The sequence below is a fragment of the Novosphingobium sp. MBES04 genome, from assembly GCF_000813185.1.
GTDB lineage: Bacteria > Pseudomonadota > Alphaproteobacteria > Sphingomonadales > Sphingomonadaceae > Novosphingobium > Novosphingobium decolorationis.
This window is the reverse complement of sequence record NZ_DF850489.1, coordinates 869,362-882,704: the sequence shown is the minus strand read 5'-3', so window position 1 is coordinate 882,704 and position 13,343 is coordinate 869,362. Positions and strand designations below refer to the sequence as shown.

The window sequence follows — 13,343 nt, the reverse complement described above, 5'->3', positions numbered from 1 at the left end:
CGCGCCCCTAGACCCTGTGCATGACACACGTTCCTTCGCAGCCGCCCCGGCCCGCCCGCTCTCGCGTATCCACGCACCTGCGCCGTATCCTTCTCACGACCGGGCTCTTCGCCGCGTTCGGCGGAGTTCCGGCTGTGGCCGATGCGCCCGAGCCGGCCCTTGCCGTGGGCAAACTGGCGCAGATCGGGACCGTCGACGCGCGTTTCCTCTCCTACAATGTCGAGATGGTGGAACTGACGGGTGGGCGCTTCTGGAAGCCCTATCGCGAAGGCAAGGCCGACCCTTCCGACCAATACGAGTACCGCCCGCCGATCGACCTTTCCAACCCGCGCCTGCGCATGTTGGCCGCTGCTCTCGGGCCGGTCTACCTGCGCTACAGTGGAACCTGGGCCAACGCGACGACCTACCGCGACGAGGAGACGCACGAAGGGCCCGCGCCCGAAGGCTTCGATGCCGTCCTGACCCGCGCGCAGTGGCGCGGCGCAATCGACTTTGCCAAGGCCGTCGATGGCCGGATCGTCACCTCGATGCCCACCAGCGCGCGCCCGCGATGAGAACGGAGCCTGGCAGAGCGATGCCGCCGAGCGCTGGCTGGCCGCCACCCACGAGATGGGCGGCAAGATCTGGGCCAGCGAATTTGCCAACGAGCCCAACCTCATCGGCGGCACCCAGCCGCCCAAGGGCTATACGAGCGCCGACTACCGCCGCGACTATACCCGTTTCCACGACTGGCTGGCGGCGCGCTCCCCCCAGACCAGGGTCCTGGCGCCCGGCGCCTTCGAATACCGCGACGGCAGCCCGCTTCCCGCCTTCATCACGACGCTGCCGACCCGTGAAATGGTGCCGAACGGACCGGCGCGCCCGGACGTGGTCTCGTTCCACTTCTACGGCGAGATTTCCCAGCGCTGCGCGGGCCCGCAGCCCGATCCGCAAGGCGCTGCGTGGCTGGGCATGATCGACCACGCCATCGCCAGGACCAAAACCCTGCGCCGCGAAATCGCGCCCGACGCCCCGCTCTGGCTGACCGAAACCGCCGAGACCGCGTGTGGCGGCAACCCGCAGGCCGCGACCTTTGCCGACACCTTCCGTTTCGTCGACCAGCTCGCCCGCGCGGCGCGCCAGGGGGTCTCGGTCGTCATGCACAACACGCTGGCCGCCAGCGACTACGCGCTCCTCGACGAGAAGAGCTTTGCGCCGCGCCCCAACTACTGGGCTGCGCTCCTCTGGAAGCGCACGATGGGAACGAGGGTGCTGGATGCCGGGAGCGCCGATGCCAAGTTCGGCCTGCGGCTCTACGCCCAGTGCCAGCGCGGTGTTGCCGGCGGGGTCAGCGTGCTCGCGATCAATCCCGACCGCACGCAGCCCCATGATCTTGCGCTGTCCGGCGAGGCCGAGGTGCGCAGCCTGACGCAGGCCGAACGCGATCCGGCGCACGCCGCGCTCAACGGCACGCCGCTCGAACTGGGCGCGGGCGATACGCTGCCCGACCTTGCCGGCCTTCGCCGGTCAGGCTCGGTCACGCTCGCGCCTTCGAGCGTGACCTTCCTCACCTTTGCCAAGGCCGACAACCCGGCCTGCCGTTAACGCGTCCAGCCGGTCAGCGAGCCTCCCGCAGTGAGAGCCTCCCCGCCCTCCTCCACGTCCACGTCCACGTCCACGGGCGCATCCGGCACCGGCTCGGGCGTCACCATTGCGAAGGTCTCTTCCAGCGCGGGGCCGTCCAGCCCGCGCGCAATGAAGACCAGCCGGGTGCGCCGATCATCCGACGGCCATTCGTCCAGCACGACCGGCGGGTGGAAGACATGCTGGACGCCGTGGACCACCACCGGCCCCGGCTGCCCCTGCAGGTTGAGGATGCCCTTGATGCGCAGGACATCCTCCCCGCGCATCCAGGTCAGAAGCTCGATCCAGCGCTCGAAGGTCTCGGGATCAAGCGGCTCCTCGAAGGTGAGGCAGGTCGCGCGGATGTCGGCGCCGTGGCGGTTCACGTCATGCCCGTGCGCGTGCGCGTGGTCATGCGCATGGTCGTGGTGGTGGTCCGCGTAGGCTTCGGCGCGCAGCCAGTCCTGCACGTCTGCGCTCTTGCCCGCCGGGTCAAAGGCCCCGCCGCCGAACAGCGCGTGCGCCGCGACCGCGCCGTGCTCTGCGGCCAGGATCGGGGCCGCCGGGTTCAGCGACCGCAGCCGCGCGGTCAGGGCTTCGCGCTCGGGCGCGGCGACGAGGTCGGTCTTGGTGAGCAGGATACGGTCCGCCATGGCCGCCTGCTACACCGCCTCCTCCTGCCGCTCGAGCGTGGCCGCGCCGTTCACCGCATCGACCGTCGCGATCACGCTGTCGAGCCGGTAGATCGTCTCCAGCGTGTGGTCGCGCATCAGCGTGTGGAGGATGGGCGCGGGATCGGCGAGGCCGGTGGTCTCGATCACCACCCTGTCGAACCAGCAGCGCCCCTCGCGCGCGAAACGCCAGGGGGCATCGCGCAAGGTCGCCAGGAGGTCGCCACGGATGGTGCAGCACAGGCACCCGCCGATCATCTCGACCTGCATCTCCTCGTGCCCTTGCGTGACCAGATCGTGGTCGAGCCCGACTTCGCCAAATTCGTTGATGATGACGAGCGCGCGCGCCATTTCGGGGCTGCGTACGAGGGCGTTGAGCGTCGTCGTCTTGCCGCTCCCCAGGAACCCGGTGAGGACCGCGACGGGGATCAGGCCATCGAGGCTGGAGAGCACGCCGCTCATGCCGTCCCCTCCCCCGACGCCCAGTGGATCGAGCACGAGAAGCAAGCGCGTACCGCCGATGGCCGACAGGGGGACCGAGCGGTGGAGGATCGCCGGTTCGGGCGCGAGCAGACGCCCCTTGAACAGACCCACATCCCCGGCGCGCATCTGGTGGATCTCCTCGGGATTGCCCTCAATGATCCTGTCCGCCTCGATCCACTGCGTGCCGGGTCCCGCGAGCGTGGCGATAAGGCGCGCGGGCACGTAGTCGGCGTGGAACTTGCGGCAGGCGTCGGTGCGGATGACCTCCAGCCGGACCTTGACCTCAGCGCACCCCATGATCGCGGCAAACCGGCGCGCGAGATCCGCCATGAGCTCGCCCAGCACGTCCCTCTCTGCCCCGTCGGGATAGCCCGCCTCGGCCAGCCCGTCCCCGATCTCCCGGTCCAGATCGGTGAGCGCACAGGGGAAGGACAGGTCCGAAATTCCCGCAAGGTCCAGCGTGTCGAGCCAGTCGAGGCGGGACGGACGGCCCGCCTCCCAGATCGCAAGGTGGACATCGGGCTCGGCAATGCGCGTCAGGACTTCGGGCGCGTTGGCGCAGACCGCCGCGCTCATGCCAGGGCCTCCTGCGCGACGGGCGCCCAGGCCGGGAAGGGATCAGGCAGGTCCGCCCAGTCTTCAGGCGCAAAGGCTGCGCTGCGCACCAGACAAGCCTCGAGCGCGCGGCGGATGCGCGCCTCGTCCATGCCGATGCCGATGAAGACCAGTTCCTGGCGCCGGTCGCCCCAGACCGGGTCCCAGCGCGCGCGCACGAAACTCTCGAACCGCGCGTCCTCGGGCCAGAGGTGCCGGGGCACGCTGTCCCACCAGCGCCCCATGCGCGCGGTTACGGTTTCGCTTCCCGCGACGGCGAGTTCACCCACCCAGTCGGGCCGGGTTGCCAACCAGAAATGCCCCTTGGCACGTACCACGTGATCGAGCCCGTCAGCCGTCAGGAAGCGGTGGAAGCGCGCCGGGTCGAAAGGTTGGCGTGCGCGGTAGACGAAGCTCTCGATCCCGTATTCCTCGGTCTCGGGGCGGTGCTGCGCGTAGCCATAGAGCTCCTTGGCCCAGAGCGGGTGCTGCGCGGAACGTTCCTCGTCGTAGAGCCCGGTGTCGAGGATCGTACCCGCCTCGATCCGGCCATGATCGCAGATCTCGATCCGGGCCTCGGCATTGAGGCTGCGCACGAGCTTGCGCACCACGTCCAGATGCTGCGCACTCACCGACGAGGCCTTGTTGATGAGCACGACATCGGCAAATTCGATCTGCTCGACCAGGAGGCCGACCAGCGAGCGGGTATCCTCCTCGCCCGTACTCTCGCCCCGGTCGGCAAGGAAATCCTGGCTCGAATAGTCGGCCAGAAGGTTCACCGCGTCGACCATGGTCACCATGGTGTCGAGCCGGGCGACATCGTCGAGCGCAGCCCCGCCCTCGTCGCGGAACGAGAAGGTGCTGGCAACGGGCAGCGGCTCGGAAATGCCCGTGCTCTCGATCAGGAGGTAATCAAAGCGCCCCTCCTCGGCGAGCCGGCGCACTTCGTGGAGGAGATCGTCGCGCAAGGTGCAGCAGATGCAGCCGTTGGTCATCTCGACCAGCGTTTCCTCACTGCGCGACAGCGCCGCTCCACCCCCGCGCACCAGATCGGCATCGATGTTCACCTCGGACATGTCGTTGACGATGACGGCGACACGGCGCCCGTCGCGGTTGGAGAGGACATGGTTGAGCAGCGTCGTCTTGCCCGCGCCGAGGAAGCCGGAGAGGACGGTGACGGGCAGGCGCGTGTCGGGTCGGGAAGATGGGGTCATGGAAATCCTGCGATCCAGATAAGTACGCAGGCCACCTATCATGATATGTTGTATCATTACAACACCGATGCGCGCCACGCCCTTGACCCTGACACGATGTCAGACCCTATATGGGAAGCGGGTCCAAGGAGGGACTGCGATGCACGACGAACAGCACTGCCATCACCAAGCCCCGCAGAGCGCGCAAGGCGGACACGAGGCGCACACGGTCACCGATCCCGTCTGCGGCATGACGGTCGATCCCGCGACGAGCCCGCACCATACCGAACACGAAGGGCAGGCCTACCACTTCTGCAGCGCGCGCTGCCAGGCCCGGTTCGAGGACGATCCCGCCCGCTGGCTGGAGGGCGCAGGCGCCGACGAGCCTGTCCCCGAAGGCGCCATCTGGACCTGCCCGATGCACCCGGACGTGCGCCAGGATCACCCCGGCGCCTGCCCCATCTGCGGCATGGCGCTCGAGGCCGAGATGGTCGATCCCGACGCCGGGCCGAGCGAGGAAATGCGTGACATGACGCGCCGCTTCAAGGTCGCGCTGGCGCTTGCTCTCCCCGTTTTCCTGCTGGAGATGGGCGGCCATGTCGTCCCGGCGCTTCACCGCCTCGTCCCCATGCATGTCTCGGTGTGGATCCAGCTCGTCTTGTCCACCCCGGTCGTGCTCTGGGCGGGATGGCCCTTCTTCACGCGCGCGGTGGCCTCGGTGCGCACGCGCCATCTCAACATGTTCACGCTGATCGCGCTCGGGACCGGCGTTGCCTGGGCCTATTCGATCATTGCGACGCTCGCGCCCGGACTTTTTCCGCCCGCCATGCGCACCATGGACGGCACCGTGCCGGTCTATTTCGAGGCCGCCGCGGTGATCACCGTCCTCGTGCTGCTGGGCCAGGTGCTCGAACTGCGCGCGCGCGAGCGCACCTCCGACGCGCTGAAGGCGCTGCTGGGCCTGGCCCCGCGCACCGCGCGGCGCATGACCGACACGGGCGAAGAGGACGTGCCGCTGGACGCGCTCAGGATCGGGGACCGCCTGCGCGTGCGCCCGGGCGAGAAGATCCCGGTCGACGGCACGATCCTGGAGGGGCGCTCCTCGCTCGACGAATCGATGGTGACGGGCGAAGCCATGCCGGTCTCCCGCGAGGCGGGCGATGCGGTGATCGGGGGCACGCTCAACTCCAGCGGCGCGCTGGTCATGGAGGCGCAGAAGCTGGGACGCGACACGCTCCTTGCGCGCATCGTCCAGATGGTCGCGCAGGCGCAGCGCTCACGCGCGCCGATCCAGCGCCTTGCCGACCAGGTCGCGGGCTGGTTCGTACCGCTGATCCTCGCCGTCGCCGCGCTGGCCTTTGCCGCCTGGATGATCTGGGGCCCCGAACCGCGCGCCACCCATGCCCTGCTCGCCGCGGTCGCGGTCCTCATCATCGCCTGCCCCTGCGCGCTCGGCCTGGCCACGCCCATGTCGATCATGGTCGGCATCGGGCGCGGCGCGCAGGAAGGCATCCTCGTCAAGAACGCCGAGGCGCTCGAACGCATGGAAAAGGTCGACACGCTGGTCGTCGACAAGACCGGCACGCTCACCGAGGGACGCCCTTCGGTAACGCAGGTCCGCACCTTCGGCGGGTACGGCGAAGACGATGTGCTGCGCCTTGCTGCCGCGCTCGAACAGGCGTCGGAGCACCCGCTCGCGCGCGCCGTGGTGGCCGAGGCCCAGCGCCGCGATCTGGCCCTGGGCGAGGTGACCGAGGCCGACTTTCCCACCGGCAAGGGCGCGCAAGGCCAGGTGGAAGGACGCCATGTCCTTGTTGGCTCGGCCGGTTTCCTGAAGGAAAACGGCATTGCGACCGCTGCGGCCTCCGAGACCGCCGAGGCCCTGCGCAAGGATGGCGCCACCGCGATCTTCGTCGCGCTTGACGGGAACCTTGGCGGCGTTCTCGCGCTGGCCGACACGGTGAAGGAGAGCACGTCCGACGCCCTCGCCGCGCTGCGCGAAGAGGGACTGCGCGTGGTCATGCTCACCGGCGACAACGCGACGACCGCCACGGCCATTGCCCGCCGTCTCGGCATCACCGAGGTCGAGGCCGAAGTCCTTCCCGACCGCAAGAGCGAGGTGGTCGAACGCCTGCGTGCCGAAGGCCGGGTGGTCGCGATGGCTGGCGACGGGGTCAACGACGCCCCCGCGCTGGCCGCAGCGGACGTGGGCATCGCGATGGGATCGGGCAGCGATGTCGCGATCGAGAGCGCGGGGATCACGCTTCTGACCGGCGATCTTACCGGCCTTGCCCGGGCCCGTACGCTAAGCGGCAAGGTCATGGCCAACATCCGCCAGAACCTCCTCTTCGCCTTCGGCTACAACGCTCTGGGCGTGCCGGTTGCCGCCGGTGTCCTCTACCCGCATTTCGGTATCCTGCTCTCCCCCGTGATCGCGGCGGCGGCGATGTCGCTCTCTTCGGTCAGTGTGATCGGCAACGCGCTGCGCCTGAAAGCGACGAAGCTGTGAACATCGGGGAAGCCTCTGCGCGCACGGGCGTCTCGCAGCGCATGATCCGGCACTACGAGAAGATCGGCCTGATCCCGGCGCCCGCGCGCCGGGACAGCGGGTATCGCGACTACGCCCACGCCGACATCGCGCGGCTGCGTTTCATTGCCAACGCGCGCGATCTGGGCTTTGCCATCGAGGAGATCGGCGAGCTCCTGGCGCTGTGGAGCGATGACCACCGCGCCAGCGCCGAGGTCAAGGCGCTCGCGCTCGCCAAGGCCGAGGAACTGGGCCGCAAGGCCAAGGCGCTGTCCGACATGCGCGAAAGCCTGCTCCACCTGGCGGAGAGCTGCGCGGGCGATGCGCGTCCCGACTGTCCGATCATCGCGCGCATGGCGGGCGAGGTTTGAGGCGTAGAGCCGGCCCACCGGAGCGAGTCAGAAAAGATCAGACCCTTTCAAGGGGCCATCGCCCCTTGACCCCAAACTCGGCCACCCCGGCGCTCTCAGCCTGCGTTGCTCGTTCAAGGTGACGTCGACATTCTGGGGAGCCCGAGGGCGATGGCCCTCGGACCCCCCCTTTTTTTTTCGGAGACGTCTCCTTCCTTCCCGCGCGCGGCCCAAGACGCTGTGTCCGCGAACTTTGCACCCTCGTGCCCCCTCTCCTGCGTCGAGCGTCCCGCCACCGGATCAGGCCGCACGGCCACCGCCTTCGTCCGCCAATGCCCACCCCCTTCCGCCTTCCAAAACTCCACTTAGCATTGCTAATGCGACTGATTCGCATTAGAAGGAGTCGCGATAGATCAGAGAGAATGAGGGGACATCGTGAGAACGTACGCAATTGGCGGCCTGCTGCTCAGCGCCGGATGGAGCAGCCTGTGCGCCGCGCAAGGCGCGCCCGCTCCGGGGCCAGATGATCTGGGGCCCGAGGACACGGGCAAGCGCATCATCGTCACCGCGACGGGCCTTTCCAGCGCGACCTCGACCACCAAGACCGACACGCCCATCATCGAAGCCCCCCAGAGCGTCTCGATCGTCGCGCGCGAGGAAATGGACCTGCGCGGGGCGACGACAATCGCCGATGCCCTCTCCTACACCGCCGGTGTCCAGGCCGAACCCATGGGCATCGATAGCCGCACCGACGAGGTCTCGGTGCGCGGCTTCAGCGCGGGTGGCTATTCCTCGAACAACAACTTCGTCGACGGACTGCGCCTGCCCACGGGCGGCCAGTTCACCCGCTTCGGCTTCGACACCTTCGGCCTCCAGCAGATCGAGGTCCTGAAAGGCCCTTCGGGCGTGCTGTACGGCCAGTCGGCGCCGGGCGGCATCGTCAACATCGTCACCAAGCGCCCCACCTCCCGCTTCCAGGGCGAAGTGCTGCTCCAGGCCCAGGGCTACACCGATCTTGGCAACTGGTCGGGCCGCCTGGGCGCGGACTTCGGCGGCCCGCTGGACGAGGACGGACGCCTGTCCGCCCGCCTCGTCGGCCTCGCCCAACATGGTGGCAGCCAGGTCAACGATGTCGAGAACAGCCGCTACTACGTCTCGCCCAGCGTGACCTGGGAGCCCACCTCGGCCACCAGTTGGACCCTCTTGGGCCAGTACCAGCACGACGATGGCGGCGCGACCTACCAGTTCCTGCCCGCACTCGGTACCTATGCGCCCACCAACGGCGGCCATATCGCCAACGACGCCAACATCGGCGAGCCTTCGTGGAACAACTTCACGCGCAACCAGTATCTTGCCGCCTCGTTCTTCCGCCACGAGATCGCTGACAACCTCACCTTCCGCAACAACCTGCGCTACACCCACATCACCTCGGCCTACCGGGTGACCGTGCTCTCGGGCGGGACGGTGACCGACTGCAGCGCGGTCCCACAGTACGGCCCGGCCTGCATCGACGGGCAGACCATCGGACGCCGCGCGATCGCCTCGGCCGGGTCGAGCGACGGCTTTGCCATCGACAACCAGCTGGAATGGCGCGGGCGCACCGGCACGCTTGCCCACACCCTTCTCGCCGGGCTGGACTACTTCCACACCGACTGGAGCCACGACCGCGACCTCGTCAGCCTGCCCGGCCTGCCGCGGGGCCAGGTCGATCCGCTCTACGACATCTTCGATCCCCAGCCGCGCGGCAGCCAGGACTACGCCGCGAACATGGCCCCGCAGGTCTACGGCGCGGGACGAGCGAGCAGACCGGCCTCTACGCGCAGGACGAGGTCGAATGGGGACGCCTTCGCCTCAACATCAGCGGGCGCCACGACTGGACCAGCGACCACACCCGCAACCGCCTGACCGACACCGAAAACGACTACGACGCCAGCAAATTCACCTGGCGCGCGGGCGCGGTCTACCTCTTCGACAACGGCCTCGCACCCTACTTCAGCTACTCACAAAGCTTCATCCCGCAGCTCGTGCCGCTTGAAAGCGTGCTCGACCAGCAGCCCTTCCGCCCCACCACCGGCGAGCAGTTCGAGGCGGGCCTGCGCTACCAGGCGGGCACGGGCATCTACCTCACCGCGGGGGTCTTCGAGATTACCCAGCAGAACGTCCAGACGAACGATCCCGACGGCACGATCTGCGGCAACGGCAATGTCTGCCTGGTCCAGGCCGGCGAGGCGCGCATTCGCGGTGCCGAACTGGAGGCCCGTGCCTCGCTGGGGTCAGGCACGACCGTCATCGCGTCCGCCACCCACCTCGATTCCGACGTGACCCAGGACACCCACGAGGACCTCGTCGGCAAGAGCCTGCCCCAGGTGCCCGCCTACATGGCTTCGCTCTTCGTCAACCAGCGCATCGCGAACGGTCCGCTGGCCGGGCTCGGCTTCGGGGGCGGCGTGCGCTACACCGGCAAGAGCTGGGGCGATGCGATGAACGCCGATTTCCGCATCCAGGACTACACCCTGTTCGACCTCATGCTGCGCTATGATCTGGGCGAGGCGAACGCGGCGCTGGAAGGCATCGGCCTCTCGCTCAACGCGCGCAACGTGGCCGACACGCGCTATGTCGTCACCTGCACCTCGGTCGCCTCGTGCTACTACGGACAGGGCCGCGTGGTGACCGCGCGGGTGCAGTTCACATGGTAAGCTCCAGAGCACGCGCGCTCACGGCCGGACTTGCTCTGGCGACGTTCGCCGCGCCCGCCCCGCTCCTGGCCGCGCCCTACATCATCGAGGGCAGCGACACATTCGCGATGACCTCGCGCACGGGCGCGCGCTATCGCGTCCATGTCCACGTGCCCCGGCGCCCCGCACCGCCGGGCGGCTTTCCCGTGCTCTACCTGCTCGATGGCGACATGACCTTTGCAAGCGCGGTCGAGACCGCACAGCGCCTGGCCCGCTTCGGCCGCGACGAAGGGCAATGCGAAGGCATCGTCGTTGCCATCGGCTACCCGGACGAGGACTACATGCTCGCGCGCCGCAGCTTCGACTACACGCCCGAGGGTCCGCCGGACGCCGTCGCCCATCCAACCGGCGGCGCGCCTGCCTTCCGCCGCTTCCTCGCGGGCGACCTCATGCCCCGCATTACGGGCCGCTACCGTATCGATACCGCGCGCCAGACGCTGTGGGGCCACAGCTTCGGCGCTCTCTTCGTGCTCGACACACTGCTGGGCGAGCCGGAATTGTTCCGTAACTACGTCGCGACCAGCCCCTCGCTCTGGTTCGGGGCGCGCAGCCTGCTGGGCGGCCTTGCCGGCCTTCCCGCGCGCCTCGCGGCGGCCGGGCCCCGTACGCTCCATCTCGAGGTGGGGGAACGCGAGCAGGACAGCCTCCGCGCCCGCAGCCAGGCCATGGCGATGACCCACCGCGAACTGGCCGACCGGCTCGCCGCAGTGGAGAATCTTGAGGTCCACAGCCGCGTCTATTCGGGTGAAAGCCATGGCGGCACGCTGCTGCCGGGCCTCGGCCAGGCGGTGCGCGTCGCATTCCAGGAGGCCCGGCCATGACGGGGTCCACGCTCCCGGCCGAACTGGCCCTGCCCACCGGCCTCGTCCTGACGCTGCTGGGCGCAGCGCTACTCTACCGCGCCGCGCCCAACCAGGCGCTGCGCCCGGGCAAGCCTGCAGCGCGCGGGATCTTCTGGGCAGGCTGGGGTGCCACCCTACTCGGCCTTCTTGACCTGCTAACCTGGTCGGGCCCGACCACCTCCGTCTTCATCTGGCTGACCGCGCTCATGCTGGTCTGGTCGCTGCTCCCGCTTGCCGCCGCCTGGCGCGCCGGAGATCGAAAGGCTCCCAAATGACCCCGCCTCTCACCAGCCGGAACTGGGCGGGCAAGACCGCCGCCGGCCTCGTCCTGGGTCTCGCCCTCGCGCTTGGTGTCTCGGGGCTGCTCGCCGCCCTGCTGGGCGTGCGCGACAGCTTCTTTTCCCCGCAAGGCCAGTTCACGATGTGGATCATCGCGCCGGTCTGGTGCGCCGTCCTGTCGCTGTGCTTTCTCTTTCGCAGCGGCCTTCGCGCCTGGCTCTGGCTAGGCCTTGCCACCGCAGCCGTGTGGCTCACGCTGTTCGCGCTGGGGAGCCTATCATGAAAGTGCGCACCGATATCCTACGGATGTACAAGGAGATACATGGCTGGGTCGGCATCGTCTCCGGCCTCGCCCTGTTCATCGCCTTCTTCGCGGGCGCTGTGACCATGTTCGAGGAGCCGATCCAGCGCTGGGCCTCGGCCCCCACCTCGATCTCCGCCCCGGTCCCGCTGGAGCGCGCGCCCGAACTGGTCGAGGCGGTCCTCGCCGCCCATCCCGAAGCCGCACGCTCGTACGACGTGCACCTTGAAACCGGCCCGGAAAACCCGGCCCGCGTCACATGGCCGCAAGGCAGCCGACGTGATCCGCAGGTCTTCCTCGCCGCGCTGGCGCCTGACGGCACGCTCGAGGTCGAGAAGCAGGCCGCCTCGCCCGTGGCGCAGTTCATCGACAGGCTGCACCAGCAGGTCGGCCTGCCCTTCGCGCACGAGGTCGCCATGCCGATCATGGGCGCGATCTCGCTGCTCTACTTCATCGCGCTGGTGTCAGGCGTGATCGTGCTCCTGCCCAGCCTCGTCTCGGACTTCTTTGCGGTGCGCGTGGGCAAGAACGCCAAGCGCATGTGGCTCGATGTCCACAACGTGCTGGGCATCGTCAGCCTGCCCTTCCACATCGTCATGGCCCTGACCGCCGTGGTCTTCGCCTTCCACGACGAATTCTACGATTTGCAGGGTGCCGCCTTCATGGACCGGGGCGCCCCGCGCGCGCAGATGGCACCGCCGCCCCCGCCGAACCCGAACGGACAGGGTCCCGACTTGCTCACACCGGCCGAGCTCGTCCAGCGTGTCGAGAGCCAGGCGCCGGGCTTCACCATCCGCGCGATCACCTACCACACGGGCCGCGAGGGTCAGCCGCAGGCGCGCCTCAGCGGCCATGATCCACGTTTTGGCCTGCGCGGCCCCACGTTCGGCATGGTCGAGGCCGATCCGGTCACCGGCGCGCTGACCGACACGACCTACATGCCCGGCCTGCAGGACGCATGGGGCGCCGCGATCACCAGCTTCTTCGCGCTGCACTTCGGCAGCTTCGGCGGAGCACCGATCCGCTGGTCCTACTTCCTGCTGGGACTGGCCGGCGCGATGTTGTTCTACACGGGCAACCTGCTCTGGGTGGAATCGCGTCGCAAGCGCGAGCGCAAGGCCGGTGCGGTGACGCAGACCCGCGCGACACGAGCCCTGGGCGCGCTCACCGTGGGCGTACCGCTGGGCTGCGTGGCGGGCATCGCGGTGACCCTCGCAGCGGCCAAACCGCTCGGCACCGAGGCCACCGCGGGCATTCACAGCGCCATCTACTATGTGGTCTTTACAGGGTTCGTCGCCTGGGCGCTGGTGCGCGGCGCCGCAAGAGGCGCGCGCGAACTCCTCCCCGCAGCCGCGCTCGCCCTTCTCACCATCCCACTGGCGAGCCTGGCCTTCCTCGACCTGCATCCCTGGAGCCAACCGCTTGTCGATGCCGTCAGCGTCGCGCTCGCCGCCAGCCTCACCCTCGCCGCACGCGCCACCCACCGCCGCGCACGCAACGGCCCGCGCGACAGCGTCTGGTCCCACCAGCGCCGCAAAACCCGAACTGACCCGCCCCCGCCAGAAGCGGGCCACGCCGCAGCGCCCGAACGAAGTTCTGCGATTTGAAGAAAGAGAGATGTTGGTGCGCCCAAGTGGATTCGAACCACTGGCCCCCAGATTAGGAATCTGGTGCTCTATCCGGCTGAGCTATGGGCGCACGCAAGGGCGTCCTAGCGGCGGGAAGGCGGCTAGGCAAGCGGGGGATGGCGTGCGGGGCGCGTAAAC

Annotated in this window: 12 protein-coding genes, 1 tRNA gene and 1 pseudogene; 10 read left to right on the top strand and 4 right to left on the bottom strand. The window is 68.7% G+C overall.

Annotated features, from left to right (window positions below; translation table 11 throughout):
- The first annotated feature begins 20 nt into the window (after positions 1-20).
- Positions 21-554 carry a hypothetical protein gene (locus MBENS4_RS24320; protein WP_052322503.1) on the top strand — a complete coding sequence of 178 codons (534 nt, stop codon included), beginning with the start codon at positions 21-23 and terminating at the stop codon, positions 552-554.
- Entirely contained in the window at positions 508-1,584 is a 1,077-nt protein-coding gene (locus MBENS4_RS17810; RefSeq protein ID WP_144400992.1) for a hypothetical protein, read from the top strand. Before MBENS4_RS24320 ends, MBENS4_RS17810 begins: the two co-directional genes overlap by 47 nt.
- Here MBENS4_RS17810 and MBENS4_RS27460 read toward each other — a convergent pair.
- Genes MBENS4_RS27460 through MBENS4_RS17800 form a run of 3 tightly spaced genes read right to left on the bottom strand, consistent with a single transcriptional unit; the run spans position 1,581 to position 4,564 of the window.
- Positions 1,581-2,255 (bottom strand): CobW family GTP-binding protein, encoded by a 675-nt coding sequence (locus tag MBENS4_RS27460; RefSeq protein ID WP_340140849.1) that lies wholly within the window; start codon positions 2,253-2,255, stop codon positions 1,581-1,583. The genes MBENS4_RS17810 and MBENS4_RS27460 overlap by 4 nt on opposite strands.
- A gap of 9 nt (positions 2,256-2,264) precedes the next feature.
- Positions 2,265-3,332 carry a DUF1826 domain-containing protein gene (locus tag MBENS4_RS27455; RefSeq protein WP_340140848.1) on the bottom strand — a complete coding sequence of 356 codons (1,068 nt, stop codon included), beginning with the start codon at positions 3,330-3,332 and terminating at the stop codon, positions 2,265-2,267.
- Positions 3,329-4,564, bottom strand: coding sequence for a GTP-binding protein (locus tag MBENS4_RS17800; RefSeq protein WP_052322501.1), 1,236 nt, complete (start codon positions 4,562-4,564; stop codon positions 3,329-3,331). The genes MBENS4_RS27455 and MBENS4_RS17800 overlap by 4 nt, the downstream gene beginning before the upstream one ends.
- A 139-nt stretch (positions 4,565-4,703) precedes the next feature.
- Between MBENS4_RS17800 and MBENS4_RS17795 the strand changes: the two genes are divergently transcribed.
- The 8 genes and pseudogenes from MBENS4_RS17795 (at position 4,704) to MBENS4_RS17765 (ending at position 13,184) form a co-directional block, all read left to right on the top strand.
- Complete coding sequence (locus MBENS4_RS17795) at positions 4,704-7,052, top strand: heavy metal translocating P-type ATPase (RefSeq protein ID WP_039393318.1); 2,349 nt, start codon at positions 4,704-4,706, stop codon at positions 7,050-7,052.
- Complete coding sequence (gene cueR, locus MBENS4_RS17790) at positions 7,049-7,441, top strand: Cu(I)-responsive transcriptional regulator (RefSeq protein ID WP_039393315.1); 393 nt, start codon at positions 7,049-7,051, stop codon at positions 7,439-7,441. Before MBENS4_RS17795 ends, cueR begins: the two co-directional genes overlap by 4 nt.
- Positions 7,442-8,080: 639 nt before the next feature.
- Positions 8,081-8,299 (top strand): annotated as a pseudogene (locus tag MBENS4_RS26855) (TonB-dependent receptor plug domain-containing protein); the annotation flags it as partial.
- 707 nt (positions 8,300-9,006) lie between these two features.
- Positions 9,007-10,116, top strand: a complete 1,110-nt coding sequence (locus tag MBENS4_RS26850) for a TonB-dependent siderophore receptor (protein WP_144400991.1) — start codon at positions 9,007-9,009, stop codon at positions 10,114-10,116.
- Positions 10,110-10,976: an alpha/beta hydrolase gene (locus MBENS4_RS17780; protein WP_052322498.1), complete on the top strand. Its 867-nt coding sequence runs from the start codon at positions 10,110-10,112 to the stop codon at positions 10,974-10,976. Before MBENS4_RS26850 ends, MBENS4_RS17780 begins: the two co-directional genes overlap by 7 nt.
- Positions 10,973-11,272: a hypothetical protein gene (locus MBENS4_RS17775; protein WP_039393312.1), complete on the top strand. Its 300-nt coding sequence runs from the start codon at positions 10,973-10,975 to the stop codon at positions 11,270-11,272. The genes MBENS4_RS17780 and MBENS4_RS17775 overlap by 4 nt, the downstream gene beginning before the upstream one ends.
- Complete coding sequence (locus tag MBENS4_RS17770; RefSeq protein WP_039393310.1) at positions 11,269-11,559, top strand: hypothetical protein; 291 nt, start codon at positions 11,269-11,271, stop codon at positions 11,557-11,559. The genes MBENS4_RS17775 and MBENS4_RS17770 overlap by 4 nt, the downstream gene beginning before the upstream one ends.
- Positions 11,556-13,184 carry a PepSY-associated TM helix domain-containing protein gene (locus tag MBENS4_RS17765; RefSeq protein ID WP_084592225.1) on the top strand — a complete coding sequence of 543 codons (1,629 nt, stop codon included), beginning with the start codon at positions 11,556-11,558 and terminating at the stop codon, positions 13,182-13,184. Before MBENS4_RS17770 ends, MBENS4_RS17765 begins: the two co-directional genes overlap by 4 nt.
- Positions 13,185-13,198: 14 nt before the next feature.
- Here MBENS4_RS17765 and MBENS4_RS17760 read toward each other — a convergent pair.
- Positions 13,199-13,275, bottom strand: a tRNA-Arg gene (locus MBENS4_RS17760).
- Positions 13,276-13,343 lie beyond the last annotated feature (68 nt).

Coding starts and splice junctions, on each gene's coding strand:
- MBENS4_RS24320 (WP_052322503.1), top strand. CDS start 21: ATGACACACGTTCCTTCGCAGCCGCCCCGGCCCGCCCGCTCTCGCGTA.
- MBENS4_RS17810 (WP_144400992.1), top strand. CDS start 508: ATGGCCGGATCGTCACCTCGATGCCCACCAGCGCGCGCCCGCGATGAG.
- MBENS4_RS27460 (WP_340140849.1), bottom strand. CDS start 2,255: ATGGCGGACCGTATCCTGCTCACCAAGACCGACCTCGTCGCCGCGCCC.
- MBENS4_RS27455 (WP_340140848.1), bottom strand. CDS start 3,332: ATGAGCGCGGCGGTCTGCGCCAACGCGCCCGAAGTCCTGACGCGCATT.
- MBENS4_RS17800 (WP_052322501.1), bottom strand. CDS start 4,564: ATGACCCCATCTTCCCGACCCGACACGCGCCTGCCCGTCACCGTCCTC.
- MBENS4_RS17795 (WP_039393318.1), top strand. CDS start 4,704: ATGCACGACGAACAGCACTGCCATCACCAAGCCCCGCAGAGCGCGCAA.
- MBENS4_RS26850 (WP_144400991.1), top strand. CDS start 9,007: ATGGCGCGGGCGCACCGGCACGCTTGCCCACACCCTTCTCGCCGGGCT.
- MBENS4_RS17780 (WP_052322498.1), top strand. CDS start 10,110: ATGGTAAGCTCCAGAGCACGCGCGCTCACGGCCGGACTTGCTCTGGCG.
- MBENS4_RS17775 (WP_039393312.1), top strand. CDS start 10,973: ATGACGGGGTCCACGCTCCCGGCCGAACTGGCCCTGCCCACCGGCCTC.
- MBENS4_RS17770 (WP_039393310.1), top strand. CDS start 11,269: ATGACCCCGCCTCTCACCAGCCGGAACTGGGCGGGCAAGACCGCCGCC.
- MBENS4_RS17765 (WP_084592225.1), top strand. CDS start 11,556: ATGAAAGTGCGCACCGATATCCTACGGATGTACAAGGAGATACATGGC.